This window comes from Peptacetobacter sp. AB845, from assembly GCF_047528295.1.
GTDB lineage: Bacteria > Bacillota > Clostridia > Peptostreptococcales > Peptostreptococcaceae > Peptacetobacter.
This window is the reverse complement of record NZ_CP180001.1, coordinates 2,083,092-2,103,061: the sequence shown is the minus strand read 5'-3', so window position 1 is coordinate 2,103,061 and position 19,970 is coordinate 2,083,092. Positions and strand designations below refer to the sequence as shown.

The 19,970-nt window shown below is 28.3% G+C and carries 19 protein-coding genes and 1 other annotated feature; of the genes, 16 read left to right on the top strand and 3 right to left on the bottom strand.

All coding sequences use genetic code 11. From position 1 onward, the window contains the following. Position 1 precedes the first annotated feature (1 nt). From ACK2WO_RS09995 to ACK2WO_RS09940, 12 genes are all read left to right on the top strand, one after another. Positions 2-1,048: a radical SAM/SPASM domain-containing protein gene (locus ACK2WO_RS09995; protein ID WP_006439178.1), complete on the top strand. Its 1,047-nt coding sequence runs from the start codon at positions 2-4 to the stop codon at positions 1,046-1,048. Further along, positions 1,049-2,806, top strand: a complete 1,758-nt coding sequence (locus tag ACK2WO_RS09990; protein WP_414697728.1) for an ABC transporter ATP-binding protein — start codon at positions 1,049-1,051, stop codon at positions 2,804-2,806. A gap of 12 nt (positions 2,807-2,818) precedes the next feature. Beyond that, a complete protein-coding gene (locus tag ACK2WO_RS09985) occupies positions 2,819-3,796 on the top strand; it encodes a S8 family serine peptidase (RefSeq protein ID WP_414697727.1) in 978 nt (325 codons plus the stop codon). A gap of 88 nt (positions 3,797-3,884) precedes the next feature. Beyond that, positions 3,885-4,601, top strand: coding sequence for a LytR/AlgR family response regulator transcription factor (locus ACK2WO_RS09980; protein ID WP_118548395.1), 717 nt, complete (start codon positions 3,885-3,887; stop codon positions 4,599-4,601). Next, entirely contained in the window at positions 4,601-6,034 is a 1,434-nt protein-coding gene (locus ACK2WO_RS09975) for a GHKL domain-containing protein (protein WP_414697726.1), read from the top strand. Before ACK2WO_RS09980 ends, ACK2WO_RS09975 begins: the two co-directional genes overlap by 1 nt. A 186-nt stretch (positions 6,035-6,220) precedes the next feature. Beyond that, the gene (locus ACK2WO_RS09970; protein ID WP_414697725.1) at positions 6,221-8,830 is read left to right on the top strand and encodes an ABC transporter permease; all 2,610 of its coding nucleotides are present in this window, start codon (positions 6,221-6,223) and stop codon (positions 8,828-8,830) included. 125 nt (positions 8,831-8,955) lie between these two features. Next, positions 8,956-9,666 carry an ABC transporter ATP-binding protein gene (locus tag ACK2WO_RS09965; protein ID WP_006439186.1) on the top strand — a complete coding sequence of 237 codons (711 nt, stop codon included), beginning with the start codon at positions 8,956-8,958 and terminating at the stop codon, positions 9,664-9,666. Between the two features lie 224 nt (positions 9,667-9,890). Beyond that, the gene (locus ACK2WO_RS09960) at positions 9,891-11,195 is read left to right on the top strand and encodes a hypothetical protein (protein ID WP_414697724.1); all 1,305 of its coding nucleotides are present in this window, start codon (positions 9,891-9,893) and stop codon (positions 11,193-11,195) included. A gap of 133 nt (positions 11,196-11,328) precedes the next feature. Beyond that, positions 11,329-11,585: a binding site (T-box leader), on the top strand. A gap of 150 nt (positions 11,586-11,735) precedes the next feature. Next, on the top strand, positions 11,736-12,515 hold the full coding sequence (locus ACK2WO_RS09955) for an amino acid ABC transporter substrate-binding protein (protein WP_414697723.1): 780 nt from the start codon (positions 11,736-11,738) through the stop codon (positions 12,513-12,515). Between the two features lie 106 nt (positions 12,516-12,621). Then, positions 12,622-13,233, top strand: coding sequence for an amino acid ABC transporter permease (locus ACK2WO_RS09950; protein ID WP_040410219.1), 612 nt, complete (start codon positions 12,622-12,624; stop codon positions 13,231-13,233). Between the two features lie 57 nt (positions 13,234-13,290). Continuing rightward, complete coding sequence (locus ACK2WO_RS09945; protein ID WP_414697722.1) at positions 13,291-13,953, top strand: amino acid ABC transporter ATP-binding protein; 663 nt, start codon at positions 13,291-13,293, stop codon at positions 13,951-13,953. A 201-nt stretch (positions 13,954-14,154) separates the two neighbouring features. Beyond that, positions 14,155-15,012, top strand: a complete 858-nt coding sequence (locus ACK2WO_RS09940) for a DegV family protein (RefSeq protein WP_178411291.1) — start codon at positions 14,155-14,157, stop codon at positions 15,010-15,012. 419 nt (positions 15,013-15,431) lie between these two features. Here ACK2WO_RS09940 and ACK2WO_RS09935 read toward each other — a convergent pair whose 3' ends face one another. From ACK2WO_RS09935 to ACK2WO_RS09925, 3 genes are all read right to left on the bottom strand, one after another. Beyond that, on the bottom strand, positions 15,432-16,214 hold the full coding sequence (locus ACK2WO_RS09935; protein ID WP_414697721.1) for a peptidylprolyl isomerase: 783 nt from the start codon (positions 16,212-16,214) through the stop codon (positions 15,432-15,434). 93 nt (positions 16,215-16,307) lie between these two features. After that, positions 16,308-16,742: a hypothetical protein gene (locus ACK2WO_RS09930; RefSeq protein ID WP_414697720.1), complete on the bottom strand. Its 435-nt coding sequence runs from the start codon at positions 16,740-16,742 to the stop codon at positions 16,308-16,310. A 92-nt stretch (positions 16,743-16,834) separates the two neighbouring features. Next, the gene (locus ACK2WO_RS09925; RefSeq protein ID WP_414697719.1) at positions 16,835-17,296 is read right to left on the bottom strand and encodes a hypothetical protein; all 462 of its coding nucleotides are present in this window, start codon (positions 17,294-17,296) and stop codon (positions 16,835-16,837) included. Positions 17,297-17,561: 265 nt separating this feature from the next. Here ACK2WO_RS09925 and ACK2WO_RS09920 point away from each other — a divergent pair, with 265 nt between their 5' ends. The 4 genes from ACK2WO_RS09920 (at position 17,562) to ACK2WO_RS09905 (ending at position 19,948) form a co-directional block, all read left to right on the top strand. Continuing rightward, positions 17,562-18,128: a beta-class carbonic anhydrase gene (locus ACK2WO_RS09920; RefSeq protein WP_414697718.1), complete on the top strand. Its 567-nt coding sequence runs from the start codon at positions 17,562-17,564 to the stop codon at positions 18,126-18,128. A gap of 21 nt (positions 18,129-18,149) precedes the next feature. After that, a complete protein-coding gene (locus ACK2WO_RS09915) occupies positions 18,150-18,503 on the top strand; it encodes a PTS lactose/cellobiose transporter subunit IIA (protein ID WP_414697717.1) in 354 nt (117 codons plus the stop codon). 67 nt (positions 18,504-18,570) lie between these two features. Continuing rightward, positions 18,571-19,188 (top strand): GNAT family N-acetyltransferase, encoded by a 618-nt coding sequence (locus ACK2WO_RS09910; protein ID WP_414697716.1) that lies wholly within the window; start codon positions 18,571-18,573, stop codon positions 19,186-19,188. Between the two features lie 304 nt (positions 19,189-19,492). Beyond that, on the top strand, positions 19,493-19,948 hold the full coding sequence (locus tag ACK2WO_RS09905) for a MarR family transcriptional regulator (RefSeq protein ID WP_178412975.1): 456 nt from the start codon (positions 19,493-19,495) through the stop codon (positions 19,946-19,948). Positions 19,949-19,970: the final 22 nt, after the last annotated feature.

The window sequence follows — 19,970 nt, the reverse complement described above, 5'->3', positions numbered from 1 at the left end:
TATGAAATTTACAATAGTAATGACTGATGATTGTAACCTTAGATGTAGCTACTGTTATGAAGGTGGTTGTAAACCTAAAAAATATATGAACAAAGAAACAGCAGATAAATGTATAGAGTTTATAAAAGAAAAACTAAAAGAAGAAAAGGATGATAAAAGACCATTATGGATAACACTTCATGGTGGAGAACCTCTTCTAAATTTTGATATAGTAAAATATATTAAAAATAAATTGGATGATGAAATAGTAGATAGAAAAATAATATATGATATGACTACAAATGGAACAATAATGAACGATGAAATATTAGAGTTTATAAAAAATGATTTAACAGAGGTATCTATAAGTTTAGATGGTACTAAAGAATCACATAATGCAAATAGAGTATTTCCAGACGGAAGTGGATCATATGATATAGTTATGAAAAATATAAAAAAACTACAAGATGAAAATATACCTATTAGATGTAGGATGACATTTAACCAATATAATGTAGATAAAATGTATGAAAGTATTGAAAGTGTGTCAAAACTTGGCTTTAGATATCTTGCAACTGCTGTAGATATTATGTCTGAGTGGAGCGAGGAAAAAGTTGAAGTATATAAAGAACAGAGAATGAAGCTTATAGACTTTCATTTAAAAAATCCAGAAGTAAATTTAGGTATGACAGATTTAAGACTTTTAAATGTTAAGCGAGGGGATTGTTTTGGTGGTATATGCACATTTTGCATAGATACAGATGGAACAATTTATCCGTGTACATTTGCAATAGGTAAAAAAGACTATGAAATAGGAAATATATATAATGAAAACCCTTTAGATAAAGATAAATTAAAAGAAGTTGTTAATGAGAATTTTAGAGATTTTGAAGAATGTTCAGGTTGTACAAGAAAAGAATACTGTACTGCTGTAAGATGTAGAATAGTTAACAAACTTAGTACAGGTAGTTATTCAGAAGTGCCATATATGGCTTGTGTTGATGAACATATGAACTTTAAAACAACTAAAAAACTTTTGGAACTTGGTGAAAGAGGTAGGGATTTATAAATGGAAAAGTCAAATATATCCAAAAGAAAAAGTCCTATAAAAAGGTTTATAAAATTTGTAGTAAATCATAATAAGATGAGTATTTTTACTGCAATGATAATGGTGATATTTATAACATCAATAGACCTTGTTCTGCCTATGATGACAAAAAATATGGTAGATAAAGGTATAACAGGAAAAAATCTTGAATTACTATTAAAAATAATTGTAGCTTATTCTGTAATGTCAGTTTTAGCTAGAGTTTTAAATTTGGCACTAGGCTATATATATGCAACTATGAGAAATAGGGTGGCTGTAAAGTTTAGATTGAAGGTATTAGATCATTTATCGAAGTTATCTGGGAAGTTCTATACAGAGAATAAAACTGGAAATCTTATGTCTATAGTACAATCTGATATAGATATAATAGAAAATATAGATGCGGAACTTGTATTTTCTATTATTAAAAATTCAATAACAGCGATTATTTCTCTCTACTTAATGTTCAGACTACAGTCTGTTCTTTTTGTAGTTGTTGTGTTTATACAAATATTACTTGTTACAACGCAGAGATACTTTACAAAAAATATACATTCTAATGTGAGTATGTTTAGAGATGAATATGGTGATACAAGCAATGTAGTTCAAGAATATGTTTATAATATAATGAATGTTATAATATCTAAGTCAAAGAGATTTTTTATATCGCAATTTATAAAAGGTCAGAGAGGACTTATAAATAAGGATATAAAAATAGATGTTCTTATGAGTGGGAATATGTGTGTTGCAAATATATTTAATCTTATGATGAGTATGGCTATATATGGATATGGTGGATATATGATAATAAATGGAGATTTTACATTAGGTTCATTAATAGCATTTCAAAACTATGCAGGAATGTTAATAGGTCCATGTATAAGTATTGTAAATGCAAATAATAGAATACAACAAGCTAAAGTTTCTATAGAAAGAGTATATTCTATATTAGATGAAGAGCCTGTTATAGATGAAGATCAAAATATGCTAGAAGGACTAAGAGCAGATAATATTAAAGAAATATCTGTTGAAAATGTAAAGTTTGGATATGAAAATGATGAATCGGAAAAGAAATATATCTTAAATAATGTATCTATGAAATTTAAAAGAGGAGATATTTCAGCTATTGTTGGAGAGAGTGGATGTGGAAAGTCAACTCTTTCAAAGCTTATGTATAGACTATGGGATGTTGATGATGGAAGGATTAAAATTGATGGAAGAGATATAAGAAATATAAAACTTATGTCTTTGAGAAAATGTATTTCTGTAGTTAGTCAAGAGATAGTTATATTTGATAGTACAATAAGAAATAATATATCATTAGGCAAAAAAATACCAGATGATGATATATTGAGAGTATGTAGCTTAGCTGGTTTGGATGATTTTATTTCTTCTCTTGAAGCTGGTTTAGATACAGAGATAGGGGAAAAAGGAATAAAAATATCTGGAGGACAAAAGCAAAGAATTTCTATAGCCAGAGCTATGTTATGTGATAGTCCAATTATTATATTTGATGAAGCTACATCAGCATTAGATAATGTATCTCAAGATATAATAATGGATAGTATAAAGAAGAACTTAGAAGATAGAATAGTAATAGTGATAGCACACAGATTATCTACTATAAAAGATGTAGACAAAATATTTGTAATGTCAAATGGAAAAATAGCAGAATCAGGAAATCACGAAGAACTTATATCTAAAAAGGGAATATACTATAAATTGTATAGAAATGAATAAAGAGGTAGTTCTATGAAAAATATAAAAATTGCTGTATTAGATACAGGAATAGATACGGAAGATAAAGATATCAAAGATAGATATGTATATGATAAAGAATTGCAAGTTGAAGGTATAGATAATATAGAAGATGTAATAGGACATGGAACATTATGTGCAAAGACTATACTAGAAAGATGCCCAGAAGCGATAATATATCCTATTAAGATATTTAATGATGAAGGAGTGACTGAAGTATCAAAGCTTATAGTAGCATTAGCAAATCTGATTGGTAAAAATATAGATATAATAAATATATCAGCATCTATGATAAAAGAAAATAGACTTGAAGATTTGAGAACAGTATGCAATATTCTTAGAAGTGAAGGAAAGATACTAGTAGCTTCTAAACATAAGAAAGCAAAAAATATAAAAAGTTATCCAGCTTCATTTGACTCTGTAATTGGTGTGAAAGGATATAAGAGAATTTGCAAAGATAATGATTATACATATGATAGTAAAAGAGAAAACCAAATGTATGCAAATGGAAGAGATAGATTGTATAAATTTAAAGATAGTGTAACTGCATTTGGAAAGCATAGTAGATCATCTGCATTAGCTGCGGGGATAATAGCAGAGATAATGTATAAAGAGAATACAAAAGATATTTATAAAATAGAGCAAATTTTAAAAAGTAAATCAAACATATCTGAAACATATAAAGAAAGAAGATACAAATATAAAAAAGAATATGTGTATGATACTATTGTTAGAAAGATTGTTGATATTTTGAATGAAAATTTTGCAGATGGACGAATAAATATAGAGTTTCTTGAAAAAAATAGTTTGATTAATAATATGACAGGGTTGTATGGAGATAATGCGTATGATTTTGTTTGTATGCTAAATAAAGAATTTGGCATAGATATAAATTATGAGAATTTGTACTTGTACGAAATAGAAAATTTGTACATTTTGAGCCATATTGTTCATAAAGAACTAGATAAATAATAGTAAAGAAGGGAGAGAGTATTTATGTCAAAAATTATAAAGCATAGATACTCTCTTTTTAATTAGTTGATATAAAGAGAGGTAAAAAATGATAACAATAGGAATATGTGATGATGAGTTAGACGTTAGAATGGATATAAAAAACGCTATACTAAATACAATGATAGATAAAGACATAGAGTATCAAGTTAAAGAATTTAGCAATGGTGAAGATGTTATAAAATATATAGAATTAGATAATGAAATAGATATACTTTTTTTAGATATACAAATGGATGGGTTGGATGGTATGGAAACTGCTCGTAAACTAAGAGAATATGATAGAACAACTGAGATAATATTTGTAACATCAATAGGAGAAAAAATAAGTGAAGCTTTTGAGGTAAGAGCATTTAGATTTATAAAAAAGCCAATACAACATGAAGTTATAGAAAAAAATCTAAAAGAGTGTGTGGTAGAAGTAGCTAAAAAAAGAGGCTGCTTTTTAAAAATAAAGACCGATAATGGATTTAAGAAAGTATATAGTAGAGATCTAATATATATAGAAGCAATTAATAAAAAAATAAAACTATGCACAAAAGAGGGAGATTTAGAATGTAGAGGTAACTTAAATGATATTGTATCTAACTTTGAAAAACAATTATTTATACAATGTCATAGGAGTTATATTGTAAATATGATATATATTGAAGAGATTTACAATAGGGATATAATTATGGAAAATGGAGCGAGAATACCTATTAGCAGAAATAAATATAAAGAAGTAGTGGATAAATACTTCTGGTCAATAGGAGAGGATATATAATGGATGTATTAATTGGTGAGTGTATTAATTTGATTTGTATAATATTCTCGATATCTATATTAAACTGGGTAGTTGGATATAGGAAATATAGCGATATAGATTTTTTGAAAAATATAGTTATTCAGGCGACTATAATAATAGTCTTATATGTAGCATCAAGGTATATCAGCATATGGAATATAGCTATTTTAGATAATAATATAAGCCAACATTCTGCATTATCGCTTGATTTAATAGAGATTATCAAGAGTATGAGAATATCTAAGGAAAAAGCGATTTGGATTATAAGTAATATAGTTATAATGATAGGAATTATTTATATATATTCAAAAGTATATAAATTAGAATGGAAAAAGTTTACTTTTTTATATATACTAACAGGACAATATATAAGTATGATTGAGAATTATTTTTTATCAAGATTTTTATTTACATTTGAAAATGGAGTAAGCATGTCAAGTCCACTTTCTTTAAAATTTGAATTGCATGACTGGAATATATTTAATATAAAAATAATAATTATAGCAATAATAATTTGGATAAGTGTAATAATATTAGACAAATTAATAGATAGACTTTTAAAGAATAAAATTTATAGGTATTCAATAAATATAATTATGCTAAATTTTGTTTACATAGTATTAATGCAATATGTAATAAAGACAGAAAAATATGGAATAAATCGTTCAGAATTGTATATTATTATTACAAAAATAATACCTATGTTTACTATAATATCTACAGTAATAATTCTTTATATAATTCTTGAGATAAAAAAACAAAGTGAAGAAAAAGTAAAAGAAAAAGAAATGTATACTAGACTTGAATCTAAAAATGATTACTATGAAAAATTAGAAAAATCTCAAGAAGATATTAGACGCTTATATCATGATATGAACAATCATCTTTATGCTATAAAAAATATGAATAAAAATAAATCGGATTCTCTAGAGTATATAGAAAGTATACAAAATGAATTAAATAAAGCTAACCAAATTAAAGCAAGTGGAAATGCTATTTTTGATATAATTGTAGACGAAAAAATGAAGATTTGTGAGAATAAAGGGATAGAGTTCATTTTAGATTTAGATTCTAAAAATACAGGATTTATAGAAAATATAGATATGTCTAGTATTTTAGGAAATATACTGGATAATGCAATAGAAGCCTGTGATAAAATTGAAAATAGTAGAAAGTATATAAATTTAAAATCTATGTGGGCTAAAAATATGTTTGTTTTTATTTGTGAAAATAGTAAAGAAAATGATGTTAAAAAAGTAGAAGGACGATATATTACAAGTAAAAATGATAAATCAAAACATGGTATAGGGATAAAAAGTGTTGAAGCTTCTGTAAAGAAATATAATGGAAAAATGAATATATTTTGTGATGAAAATACATTTAGAATAAAGGTGGTTATCCCCAAAAATTAGGTTTATAAGCTCTGTAAATAAAAAGAGTATTTGTATCAAATTATTGATACGGATGCTCTTATTTTTTTGTTTTAATCTTGTAAAGATAAAAAGATTGCCATTCACTCCATATTTAATACCACTCGTCAAAATCTATTGTTTATGAATTTTAAAAATGTTATTTTATAAAAAAGGAGAGTGATTGTTATGAAAATATATAGAAAGTTATCTTCTTTATATATGAAGAAGAATAAATCAAGGACTTTGATGATGTTTATCATGGTAATAGCTACAGTAGCATTTATGATTTCTATGGATATGCTTGAAGTATCTCAAAAATATAATAGAATGGAAGCATTTAAAAAGTCTTATGGAGATTATCATTGTGAGTATGTAGATATTAGCAAAGAAAAGTTAGAAAAGGTAGAAAATGATAATAGAGTAGGATACAGGGACAATGTACAAAACTTAGGATTTTTAATAAATAAAGAAAATGGAACAAGAGTAGAATTAAAATCATTTAATGGAGAGAATGATAATCCTATGAATTTCTTTGATAGAAAGGCACAAGTGCTGGAAGGAAGAAAACCTAAAAATAACGACGAAATAGTATTAGATGAAGAAAGTGCTAAAAATTTAGGAGTATCAGGTAACCCAATAGGAAAGACAATATCTTTTGAGCTTAGAAAAGAATACACTCTACCAAGTGGTGAGAAAAAGTTATATTCAGAAAATAAGAGTTTTAAAGTAGTTGGAACAGTAAAAAGGACGTATAAAGAAGCAAGGACTATAAGTAGTTCAAGTACAGGTGCTGAGCAAAAAAGAGGAATTTCTTATACATACGGAGATTTTGAAGGGCAAAGTATAATACCACAGGAAGCATTAACATATGATATCATACTTAGATTTAAAGGAAATGAATTGGTTGCTACTAATAAAGCAGAAGAATTGTTAAAAGATTACAATCTTGGAAGATTAACAATAAATCCAAATTCAAATTATTTATCAGAATGTTTTTCAGTGTATCTATTAAAGGATATGAAAGAAATTAATTCAAATAATATAGTTTTGATAATAACAGTTATACTTTTAGTATTTAATATGATGAATATAATATGGAGTGAATATCTTAGAGAAATAAGTATGCTAAGACTTATTGGAGCAAGGAAAAGAGATATAAGATTTATGGTAGTATATCAATCTATACTTCTTGCAGTATTTGGAACAATTATAGGAATTGTATTAGGGCTTGGTATAACAAAATTAGGATTAATTATTTTTAAAGATCCTTTATTGAACGAGATAGGAATTAGCCCTAATCTACACATTGATAAAGATGTAATTATGAAAACAGCAAATATATCTATATTGGCAATAGTTTTAGCTACAATAATTCCAGTTATTAGAATTGGTAGAGTAGGATGTATGGAAGCTATATCTAACTCTACAAAACACAAAAAAAGAGAAAAGCAATCTAAAATAGGAAAGTTTATTCAAGATAAATTCGGAATATTTAGATATATGGGAATTAGAAATCTTTGGATTAAAAAGACTAGAACTCTTGTATCAATACTTACAATAACACTTTGTGGATATTTAATAATGTATACTTTTTCTAGTATAGAAGAAGAGGTAAATGATAAGATAAGAACAATATATTATAAATATGATGTAGAAACTTCTATAGGTATAGCAAATGACCCAGAAACATACAAAATACCAGATGAAAAAATAGAAAAAATAAGAAATATGGATGGAGTAAAAGTAGTAAATCCATCATATAATGGAACATCTACATTTGTAGCAGATAAGAAAAATGTTGAAAAAGCATTTATAGATTATTACGGTTTAGAAGGTGACAAAAAAGTAGAATGTGAAAATCATCTTAGATTTTATAGTAATCAAGGATTAAAGAAATATGTTGAACCATATATGCTAGATGGAAAGACTGCTGAAGAATTAGAAACAAAAACTGATGGATATATAAATGTGGCTGTGTACAATAGTTTTTATGATATGATAAAAACTAGTACTCAGAAAAAGATATTTAAAGATTTAAAACAAGGGGATATAATCGATATTGGTGTAAAATACCATAATGGAGATAAAATAGAAAAGAAAAATGTAAAAGTAAGAGTAGCAGCTATTTTAAAACCTGATTGGATGTCTTATGGTGATGCACTAATGCCATATAAATTTGAGGTTATAACATCTGAAGATAATATGAAAGAACTTTTAGGATTTAAAGCATATAATAACTTGACTGTAGATTATGAAAGCTTTGAAAATGAAAAAGCAAATCGTAAAGTAGAAGAATATATAACACAAAATATACCAGGAAGTATAGCTTTAAAAGTAGGTTTTGCCAATATTCAGAATAATTCTAAAAAAGAAGTGTTCAGAAAAAGCATGATAAACATAACTTTAGTACTTATGATTGCAGCAATAAGTATATTCTGTACAGTTAAATCTAACTTAATGGAAAGAAGAAAAGAGATATTTACAATGAGAGCTTTAGGAATGTCTGCTAAGGATATGAATAGAATGAATATGTTCGAAGCAATAACATATGCAGTATTAAGTATAGTATCTGGAATAGCATTAGCTACATATAAACTTGTGAAATATGTGGAATGGAACAATAATGCATATACAAACTTTGGAATAGAACATTTTATGGACTTTACATTCCCATATCCACAAGCGATAATATTTGCTGTTGTTACATTAGCTACTTGTATAATAGCAGTAAAATTAGCAAACAGAGATTTTAAAAACAAAGAAATATCAGATGGTATGAGAGATATAGATTCATAAACTTACCATTCGGGACGTTTTTCCTACCGTTCAGACCAAATCTATTGTTTTTAAATATTTAAAGTGATAATTTAAATATATAGATATATATATCAACAATACTTATATAGAAAGGAAAATCCGTTATGAAAGATTTAAATTTAGTAGAAAGCTTAGAAGTTTGTAATTTGAAAAAATACTATGGTAAAGATGAAAGTCTTGTTAGAGCTGTAGACGGAATTGATTTAAAAATAGAAAAAGGGAAATTTACTTCTATAATCGGAGCTTCTGGTTCTGGAAAGAGTACATTACTTCATTGTATGGCAGGGTTAGACAAACCAACAAGTGGAGAAGTAAAGCTTGGAACAAAAAGTCTATATGATTACAATGATAACGAACTATCAAAAATAAGACGTAAAAAATTTGGATTTATATTCCAGAGTTTCAACCTTATACCAGTAATAAATGTATACGATAATATTGTACTGCCAATACTTTTAGATGGTGGAAAAGAAGATAAAGTATATATAGATAGAATAATAAAAGCTGTGGGACTTACAGATCAGATAAAAAAATTCCCAAATGAGCTATCAGGAGGACAGCAGCAGAGGGTTGCAATAGCTAGAGCACTTTCAAACAAACCTGCGATAATATTTGCCGATGAGCCAACTGGTAATCTGGATTCAAAGACTACTCAAGAGGTTATGGATCTTTTAAGTGATACAGTAAAGGAATTTAAACGGACATTGGTTATGATAACACACAACCAAGAAATAGCTGAAACTGCAGATAGAATAATAACTATAAGCGATGGAAAGATAATAAAGGATACAAATGATTTAAAGGAAAATAAATAGTATTCAAAACATCGAAATAATGTCAAATGGGACTGTTGTATAAATTGCAACAGTCCCATTTTTTAGTTTGAAATCTCTATCAGAGAGTATAAGTCAGTAATTATTAAGTAGCTTAAATTAGTTTAACGACTTTAAAAAAAATAAGTGATAATATATAATTAAATATATATGAAATAAAGAAAAAGTAAGGGTGTAATCCTTAATTTAAACATATTATACGAGGAGTGATAAATTTGAAATCAGTAAATGATGCGATATTGTCCCCTAATATGGAATATGGAATCAATGAAGATATCGTAGTCTATGATGGAAGATTTTGTGTATATTTAGATAAAAAATATAAATGCAATGGAAAGATATTTTTAAAACCATCTTCTCCATCAGCGATAACATTTAAAGCTAGAATAGTATCGACAGCAGATGATAGTTTAGAAGAGTGCAGTTTGGACGATGCTGTTTTAGAGATACATGGATACAAACTTTCATCGGCGACAATAAGAAGAATAAACGAAACATCAGTAGAGGGATATATTAACAATGATTGTATAAAGTCTAAAAACTCTTATGTAAGCTATGTAGATTTTGATTTATTAAATATAGATAAGATACCTGGAAAACTTATAAAGACAAAAGAAAAAGTATTTGCAGGGAGATTAGAGTTTGAGCTAAATGGATATTTAATAACGATTGATAAAAGGTACGACTACAGAAGAGAGTTTTACGAAGAGCTTATCGAAAAATCAGGTACAGTTACAACTCATGTAGGTAGGATAAGAAAGAAAGACGGTACATTGTTTAAGACAAATAATATAATGGGGCTTTTAGATAGGATTTGTACAGCCTTTAGTTTTGCTTGTGGAAGATATGTATCTTTTTCAGGTATAAGGGGATATCAGGATGAAAACGAGGTTTACAGAGCTTGGAATAGTGGAATGGTAACGCCGTTTACATTTTTACCTACTTGGACAGATACGCTTACAAATTATAGAAATTATGAAAAGTATTTATCTCTTATGTGCAGGAGATTGGAGGATTTCTACTATGGTCCAGCTATTAAAAACGCTGTGGATTGGTATATAGAGTCTTTAAATAACTTAACTATGGATAATGATATAATATCTGTTCAAATAGCATTGGAGTCGCTATCTTATGTAGTACTAGTAGAAAAAACTAAGACGCTTACAGATACAGAGTTTGATAAGAATTCAGCTTCTAAAAATATAAGAATGTTACTTCAAATCTGCAATATTCCATTTGGAGGAGATGAGATGGAGATTTTCTCAGATGAAATAAGAGAAGAGTTTGCAGATGGTATAGATCTTATAAGTTATTACAGAAATAAGATTGTCCATCCAAGTAAGAGAAGAAACAAAGTATTTTTATCTGCTGAAGATATTTGGAATATACTTGTAATAGGTATTCATTATATAGAATTGGCGATATTATATATAATTGGGTACAAGGGAGAATATTCAAACAGACTAAAAGAAAGGTCTTTTGGAGAAGTAGAAGTTGTTCCGTGGAATTAAATTTACAAAAAGATTTAAAAATGAAAGATGATGCAAAAATAAAGTCAATTATTTTAAAAGTTCAAAAAATATGTTGACTTTATTTTTATTCTGGTATAGAATAATAAACATAACAAAGCAGAGTAAATAATCAGATAAAGCGAAGAAGAGAAATAGTAGATAGTAAAGTCTTTTCAGAGAGATTTCGGTTGGTGTGAGAAATCAAGAACTAATTATCGAACACATCTCAGAGCATAGCACCGAGAAAGAAAGTTCATGTAGGCTGCTACGGTAGTACCCGTTATCGTACAAGGGTATCGTCTTTTAATAAGACTGTACTCTATGAGGCTAGTATCGTGAGGTACTAGTGAAGAGAGGTGGAACCACGGAATTAATACTCCCGTCCTCTAGCTTAGCTAGAGTGCGGGAGTTTTTATTTACCTAAAAATAGAAACTGCTTGAATGAAAGTGGAGTTAAATCTGAGAATTATCACAAGAAAGGTTTTCTGAATATTTGCATAACTGCAAGAATAAAAAATATAATTACAGGAGGAAACGAAAATGAAAAAATTATTAAGAAAAGTGATGGTAGTATTTGCAGCAATGGTAATGGTATTAGGGATGACAGCTTGTTCATCAAAAGATAGTGGAAGTGCAGATAACAAGGTAATCGTAGGATTTGACAACACATTTGTACCTATGGGATTTTTAGATGAAGATGGAAATACAGTAGGATTTGACGTTGATTTAGCAAAAGAAACATTTAAAAGATTGGGAATGGAAGTAGAGTTCCAGCCAATAGATTGGTCAATGAAAGAAACAGAGTTAAACAGTGGTAACGTGGATGTTTTATGGAATGGATATTCATTAAGCCCAGAAAGAAAGAAAATAGTTTCTTATTCAGATCCATATCTTCAGAACAAACAGATAATAATTACAATGGCAGATTCAAATATAAATAAGAAAGCTGATTTAGCAGGAAAAGAAGTAGGAACTCAGCAGGAATCAACAGCTCAGGCTGCAGTAGAAGCAGATACAGAGTTTGTAAGTTCATTAAAAGGTGGAGCACCAGTTCTTTACGATACTTATGATAAAGCTCTTAGAGATTTAGAGATAGGAAGAACTTCAGCAGTAGCAGGAGATGAAGTTTTAATAAGATACTATATGTCACAGAAAGGTGAAGATAAATATAAAGTACTAGAAGAAAACTTCGGATTAGAAGATTATGTAGTAGCATTTGCAAAAGACAACACAGAATTAAGAGATAAGGTAAATGATACATTAAAAGAAATAAAAGATGATGGAACATTTGACGAAATATATGCAAAATGGTTCAAATAAGATACATTTAAGGGAATAGTTAAATATAGAAGCAAATTATATAAAATAAAGGGAATAGATTTATTGATTAATTAAGGAAATAAAGCAGTGAAGGAGAATGAGAATTATGATAGAAGGTATAAAAATAGTCGTAGCGCTATTTGCAATAACATTAGTACTTTCAATTCCAGCTGGGATTGGAGTAGCTCTTTTAAGAATTTCAAAAAACGTAATAATAAGAAAGGTGACATCTTTTTATATACTTATAATGAGAGGTACTCCACTTCTTCTTCAGATGATAGTTATATTCTATGGGCTTCCACTTATAGGAATAACATTTGATAGATTTACAGCAGGAGCGGTTGCATTCTTCTTCAATTATACAGCATATTTTGCAGAGATATTTAGAGGGGGAATACAATCAATAGACAAAGGACAGTACGAAGCAGCTTATGTTTTAGGATTTGATAAAGTTTCAATGTATAAAAGAATAATACTTCCTCAAGTTGTAAAAAGAGTATTAGCGCCTGTATCAAATGAAGTAATAACACTTGTAAAAGATACTTCTCTTGTATACATATTAGGTCTAAACGATATATTAAGAATATCTCAGATAGCTATGAACAGAGAAGGAAGCTTGATGCCACTTGCATGGGCAGGTTTAATCTACTTAGTATTCATAGCAATTCTTACAAAAGTATTTGAAAAACTTGAAAAGAGATATTCTTACTATAATTAAGAGTTTTGATATTGAACTTACGGTTTAGAGCTTAATTTCAACTAGGAGGAATGCGAAATGATAGAGGTTATAAATTTAAAGAAAAAATTTAAAGATACAGAAGTTTTAAAAGATATTTCATTTGATGTAAAGGACGGAGAGATAGCTGTTGTAGTTGGAAAATCTGGAGCAGGTAAAACAACTCTTATGAGATGTATAAATGGATTAGAAGAGTTTAATTCTGGAGAGCTTGTGTTAAATGGAGAGTCTATTAAAAATAACAACGATATGAAGAAGGTAAGAGGTAAGATTGGAATGGTATTTCAAAACTTCAACCTATTCCCTCATATGACAGTTATAGAAAATATAATAGAAGCGCCTGTAAATGTATTTGGAGAGAATAAAGAAGAGGCATTAAAAAAGGCAAATGAGCTTTTAAAAATGGTAGACTTAGCAGACAAAGGCGAGAATTATCCTTTCCAGTTGTCAGGTGGTCAACAGCAGAGAGTTGCAATAGCTAGAGCTTGTGCGTTAAAACCAGATGTAATATGTTTTGATGAGCCGACTTCTGCACTAGATCCAGAGTCTATACAAAATGTAATCGATGTTATAAAGAAATTAAAAGAGAATGGAATGGCTATAATAATAGTTACTCACGATATAGGATTCTGTGATGTAATAGCTGATAAAATAATCAGATTAGAATCTGGAATTATAAAAGAAGTGAAAAATAATAATTAAGTTACAATTTAGAGATAATTGATACATGTATAATAAATAATATTTACAATAAAAAGCAAAAACCTACACAAAGTTTGAGTTATTTTATCGGTTGAACGGCTTAAATTTAACATTTGAAGCTAAAAAGAATTGAATAAAATATTCATTTCCTATAAAATTAGATATGGACTATAAAAATAGACTATATAATGGGAGGACGTAATGGAAGGAATAAAAATATTTTCAGATAGTACTTGCGACTTACCTATAGAAGAGGTAAATAGAATGAATATAGGTATAATTCCTCTAACAATAAACTTTGGTGAGGAAGTATACAAAGAAGGTATAGATATAACTACAAAAGAAATATTAGAAATAGTGAAGAAGACAGGAGAACTACCTAAGACAGCATCTCCTTCTCCAGCAGAATTCTACGCAGCATTTGAGCCGTATGTAGAAAAAGGAGATACTATAATATACATAGGACTTTCTTCAAAATTATCTTCTACAGTTGCAAATGCTATGATAGCAAAGAATATGTTTGACAATAATGAAAACATACATATAATAGACTCTTTAAATTTATGTGGAGCAATAGGTGGATTAGTTAGAAACACTTATAATTTATTAGAAGAAGGAAATTCTGTTGAAGACACAATAGCTGAGATAGAAAAAGTTCTTCATCACTACAAATTATTCTTCACAATGGATAAGTTAGATTACCTTTATAAAGGTGGAAGATGTAGTGGAATGCAGTTTATATTAGGTAGTACTTTTGGAGTTAAACCTATAATAGAAATGACTACAGAAGGTCTTGATGTTTGGAAAAAGACTAGAGGTAAGAAAAAAGCAATAGAAATGATGCTTGAAGAAGCTGAAAGAGATAAAGATAGAATATACAATGATGAGATTCATGTAGCTGCTATAACAGGTAGTGAAAAGGAATTAGAAGGTATAAAAGAACAGCTTACAAAAAGAACAGGAATAACTAAATTCCATGAATACAGCGTTGGATGCACGATAGCTAGTCACTGTGGAGATGGGACAGTAGGATTTGGATATTTTTTAAAAGAAAATTAAATATGATTATATAGGGATGTCTTGAATTTTAAAGGCATCTCTTTTTTTGCTTATCATCATATCAATCCCCCTCGCCAGGCTTCGACGATTTCCTTATCTTGTTCTCGCTCCGCTCGAAACAAGGATGAAATCGTCTGTAGATTGTTGAGTTAGGATTGATATGGGACAAGCAAAAGAGATAGTCTTTAAAATTTAGGACATCCCATTACACATAATAAATTTTCTTTCGAGAAATATCAAATTAGCACATCTTGAAAATAGTTTATTACAAAATAAAGAGATGTTGACAATTATTTTGCAATAATTCTATTTTTAAAATCTAATATAAATTTTGATTTATCCAATCTAACAAGTCTGTAATTTTATAATAGATAATAAAAAAGACTGTTGCAATTTTGCAACAGTCTTTGTGTTTTTAATTAGTCATTTAAAGTGTATGCACTAGAGTATTTTTCTCTTAATTCAGCAACTTTGTCTTCGTAAGCTTTTAGCTGTTTTAACTGAGCTAATTTACCTAGTATTTCGTCTTTTACTTCTTCGAATTTAGATACACCAGCTTCGTGACGTTCTTCAACTTTTATTAAGTGATATCCGAATGAAGTTTTAACTGGTTCTGATAATTCACCTTCGTTCATGCTGAATACTGCTTCTTCGAATTCAGGAACCATCTGTCCTTTTCCGAATAAACCAAGATCTCCACCCTGCATGTTAGATGGGCAATCAGAGTAGTCCATAGCAGCCTGTTCAAATGTTTTTTCTCCAGCTTTTATTTCTTCAGCTATTTCTTTAGCTCTTTTTTCTGCTATATCGAATTCATCTTCGTGGTTAGCTTTTATAAGTATATGTCTAGCTTTAGCCATTTCGTCAACTTTGAATTCATCCTGATGTTCATCGTAGTAAGCTTTAGCTTCTTCTTCTGTTGGCATAGCAGCCATGAATAACTGATTTAAAGCATGCTGTTTTAACATGTTTACAGTAACCTGTTCCATTAAAGCTTTGAATTCTTCAGTTTCATCAACTTTGTTGTCTTTAGCTTCTAAGTAGAATAATTCCTGGTTTACAAGGTCATCTAATAATCTTTTTTTACCTTCTTCACTCTGGAACCGCATCTGCTGCTGTGGATGCATTGATTTTACAGCGTTATCTAAGTCTATGTTAGATATTTCTCTACCATTTATAGTGGCTAATACTTTTCTTTCCATGATAAATTTTCCTTCTTTCTTTAAATAAAATTTATTTCTATATCTAATGATAACAGAAAAAAATGATTTTGTCTAACTAATAAACAAAAATTGTTAGTAGAATATAGTGAGTGCTAACAATAGTAAAAATGACATAATTCCTACAACACCTTCATCGTTCTTTTTCTTGAAAACTTCTCTATAAGAAAAGTATAAATAGACAGATATAGAGAATAGCTTAAAGTAGAAAAGAGGTATATTTTTAGGGAATAATACAAAACTAAATAGCGAAACGACAAAAGCCACAACAGTACTAGCTCTGTAGTAAAACATCATTGATTCCTTTTTTTCTTCATCAGCTTTAAAAAATCTAATTGTAAAAAGTATAAAATATATTCCTGCAAAAGCAGAGTAGGTTAAAAATAGAATATATTCTAATTTTCTGCTAGATATAACATTCCATTTGTACCACATTATAGGCCAAAATGTTAATGTTAAAAGACGGAAATATCTTTCAAAAAAATTGTCTGATTCTAAAATTTTATTCATATAAAACAATCCTCTCATAAAAAGTAAAAAGAGAAATGGCAATTATTATAACAAAAAAGCTTCTGCTAAAAGCAGAAGCCTAGATTTTAAAACTATCTGTTGTTATTTGTAACTACTATTGCCATTTTTGATTCTGCATTATAGCTTATCTGTATTAGCTGATTTCTTCTTATACGTTCAAGATCATCTCCACCGTAACGTATTTCTAATTTGATAGGTTTTTTACCCTGTTTTATTATCGCTACGTAGTTGTTTTTATCTCTTTTTTCTAGAGAAACTAAAGTACCAACATATGGTGTGAAGTTCTGGTATTTTTCAGCCTGTTTTCTAATAACAAAGAATGATATTATCGCTATTACTATGTTTATTCCGAATGTTACCCAACCATTTATGTGAAGATATATACCTCCAAATAATACTATAAGCATTATTACTACAGGTACTATAGCTTTCTTTAATATTATTTTACCTAGTATCTCGTTGGCTTTTTTTTCTGGGCCAGACATAGTTTTAGATCTTGCGAATGATTCTGCAAATCTCTGTTTTAAGCTCATATTTTCCCTCCTATAAAATTATAATTAATTGATAATAACAATATTCTGCTTGTGCTTTAATTCTTATTTATAATATAAATCGTTACATTTCTGTCATTTCATACAATAAAGCAAAATACACTTATAATTCTAACATAAAGTTTAAAAAAAATAAATAAATAGAAAAGAAAAAAAGCTATAAATTTATAAAGATTGAAAAAATTTTTAGAGGGTATTAAAATTAAAAGAAAATAGCTAAAAAACTAATAGAATTGGAGAGATATAAATGACAAAATTAGAGGAAATATTAAAAGATAATAAGGAGTTTGTAGAATCGAAAGGGTATGAAAACTTTTCTACATCTAAAAAACCTAATAGAAAGATAGTTATACTTTCTTGTATGGATACAAGACTTACTTCACTTTTACCAAGTGCAATGAATATAAAAAATGGAGATGTTAAGCTTATAAAAAATGCAGGAGCAGTTGTAACACATCCTTTTGGAAGTACAATGAGAAGTATAATTGTATCTATATGTGAGTTTGATGTAGATGAGGTAATGGTTGTAGGACATTACGAATGTGGTATGTGCAATGAAAATACAGATGAAATGATTGAAAAGATAAAAGAAAAAGGAATATCTGAAGAAGTAATAAATACTTTAGAAAAAGCTGGAATAGATTTAAAAAAATGGCTACATGGATTTGATTCTGTTGAGCAGTCTATAGTGGACACAGTAAAAACTATAAAAGAACATCCATTAATGCCAAAAGATATAAAGGTTCATGGTCTTGCTATGGACCCATCTACAGGTAAGATAGATGTAATTGTAAACGGATACGAAGATAGATAATATATTTAGGGGTGATTATTGATGAAGAAGGATCCATTAGAGGAGTATATTTTTAATATAATTGGATTTTCTGGAATGGCTAAGTATTATGCATCAGAGGCAATAAAAAATGCTAGAGAAGGAAATTTTAAGGAATCAGAAGAATTATTTAAAAAATCAGATGAAGAATTTTCAAAGGCACAGGATGCAGAAGGGGCACTAGCTAAAAATAGAAATGAGGTATCCAAAGAGTGTGATGAACTTATATTAATACATTCTCAGGATCATTTTATGGGAACTATGACATATAGAGAATTAGCTAAAGAAATGATAGAAATGAGTAAAAAAATTAATGAATTAGAAAAAAGCTTAAACGAAAAAATTGATAAAATATAGTAATCTGTATATAGTAGAATTAATAGATTATGAAAATAATATTAATTTAATTTTGTTTGGGGGAGTTATGGAATTACGAATAACTGAAAATATTAGAAAAAAAGACCATAAAAAAGCTATACAATTTGCAATAGACGGAATGCATTTTCATTGGTATTTTAATAATAACTTTTTCTTAAATCTATATGGGAAGTACTTTTGGTATTCTGAAATGCTAAAGGCAACACAGATATTGGCTGTTTATGCAGATGAAGAATTTGCTGGAGTTCTTTTGGCAGGTGTAAAAGGTGAGAAGAGAAAGTATCATTCATTTTGGAAAAGCTTATATGTTAAAGCTTTTGAGGCAATGCAGCATTTATTAGCTAAAGACAGTGCAGGTGAGTATGAAAGAGTAAATAATGAGATGTTTGAGGATTATTGCAAGAAAAATAATCCAGATGGAGAGATAGTCTTTTTAGCAGCTAATCCCGATATAAAGATAAAAGGGATAGGCACAATGCTTCTTGAAGAATTTGAAAGAAGAGAAAAAGGAAAAAAAGTGTATCTTTATACTGATGATGCATGTACATATCAATTTTATGACCATAGAGGATTTGAAAGAGCAGGAGAAAAGGATATTGTCATGGATTTAGGATATAAGAAGATGAATTTAAAATGCTTTTTATATAGCAAAGAAATAAAGTAATGTATATAAGTTATAAAATATAAAATAGCGGTTATGCAAAATGCATAGCTGCTTTTTTATTGGAATTTTTACAAAAAATATAATTAGTTAGCTAAATATATTTTATCTCTAAAAAAATATTTAAGTTTATTTATATATTATATATATTTTATATTTATTTTTATAAAGAAAGGTTTTCATAAATTTAATATAATAAAAAAGGTGAAATTAATATGAAAAGTTACAAAAAATCATTGTATATTAAAATGAATTAGTCTAAAATAATAGTTAGCCAACTAATTAAATTATTTAAGGAGGTGTAGTAATGAAAGAAGAATGTCAATTTCATTCTAAAGATTTTGAGGATAAGCTTACTACTACATTGATGAGGCTTTTTAGAGCTCATTTTAATATTACAGATGAGTATCTAAAGAAAGAAGGGCTTTATCATGGACAGCCGTATATAATAATTTCTCTATATCATAATGATGGACAAAGTTTGAAAGAACTTACAGCTTGTAGAAATGTAAAGGCATCTACAACGACGACTATGGTATCGAGAATGGAAAAACTAGGCCTTGTAAAAAAGGTTGCAGATGAAAAAGACCGGAGAAAGACAAGAGTTTATTTAACGGATAAGGGAAGAGAAAAGTACAAATCAATAATAAAGGTAAATAACGAATTAGATGAGATATGCTTTGAAAGATTTTCTGATGAGCAAAAGTTATTAACAAAAATGCTTTTAAAAAAAATAATTGAAAATATAAACAAACACAGCTAAAAAAATATGAAAACTAAACTAA

Coding starts and splice junctions, on each gene's coding strand:
- ACK2WO_RS09995 (WP_006439178.1), top strand. CDS start 2: ATGAAATTTACAATAGTAATGACTGATGATTGTAACCTTAGATGTAGC.
- ACK2WO_RS09990 (WP_414697728.1), top strand. CDS start 1,049: ATGGAAAAGTCAAATATATCCAAAAGAAAAAGTCCTATAAAAAGGTTT.
- ACK2WO_RS09985 (WP_414697727.1), top strand. CDS start 2,819: ATGAAAAATATAAAAATTGCTGTATTAGATACAGGAATAGATACGGAA.
- ACK2WO_RS09980 (WP_118548395.1), top strand. CDS start 3,885: ATGATAACAATAGGAATATGTGATGATGAGTTAGACGTTAGAATGGAT.
- ACK2WO_RS09975 (WP_414697726.1), top strand. CDS start 4,601: ATGGATGTATTAATTGGTGAGTGTATTAATTTGATTTGTATAATATTC.
- ACK2WO_RS09970 (WP_414697725.1), top strand. CDS start 6,221: ATGAAAATATATAGAAAGTTATCTTCTTTATATATGAAGAAGAATAAA.
- ACK2WO_RS09965 (WP_006439186.1), top strand. CDS start 8,956: ATGAAAGATTTAAATTTAGTAGAAAGCTTAGAAGTTTGTAATTTGAAA.
- ACK2WO_RS09955 (WP_414697723.1), top strand. CDS start 11,736: ATGAAAAAATTATTAAGAAAAGTGATGGTAGTATTTGCAGCAATGGTA.
- ACK2WO_RS09950 (WP_040410219.1), top strand. CDS start 12,622: ATGATAGAAGGTATAAAAATAGTCGTAGCGCTATTTGCAATAACATTA.
- ACK2WO_RS09945 (WP_414697722.1), top strand. CDS start 13,291: ATGATAGAGGTTATAAATTTAAAGAAAAAATTTAAAGATACAGAAGTT.
- ACK2WO_RS09940 (WP_178411291.1), top strand. CDS start 14,155: ATGGAAGGAATAAAAATATTTTCAGATAGTACTTGCGACTTACCTATA.
- ACK2WO_RS09935 (WP_414697721.1), bottom strand. CDS start 16,214: ATGGAAAGAAAAGTATTAGCCACTATAAATGGTAGAGAAATATCTAAC.
- ACK2WO_RS09930 (WP_414697720.1), bottom strand. CDS start 16,742: ATGAATAAAATTTTAGAATCAGACAATTTTTTTGAAAGATATTTCCGT.
- ACK2WO_RS09925 (WP_414697719.1), bottom strand. CDS start 17,296: ATGAGCTTAAAACAGAGATTTGCAGAATCATTCGCAAGATCTAAAACT.
- ACK2WO_RS09920 (WP_414697718.1), top strand. CDS start 17,562: ATGACAAAATTAGAGGAAATATTAAAAGATAATAAGGAGTTTGTAGAA.
- ACK2WO_RS09915 (WP_414697717.1), top strand. CDS start 18,150: ATGAAGAAGGATCCATTAGAGGAGTATATTTTTAATATAATTGGATTT.
- ACK2WO_RS09910 (WP_414697716.1), top strand. CDS start 18,571: ATGGAATTACGAATAACTGAAAATATTAGAAAAAAAGACCATAAAAAA.
- ACK2WO_RS09905 (WP_178412975.1), top strand. CDS start 19,493: ATGAAAGAAGAATGTCAATTTCATTCTAAAGATTTTGAGGATAAGCTT.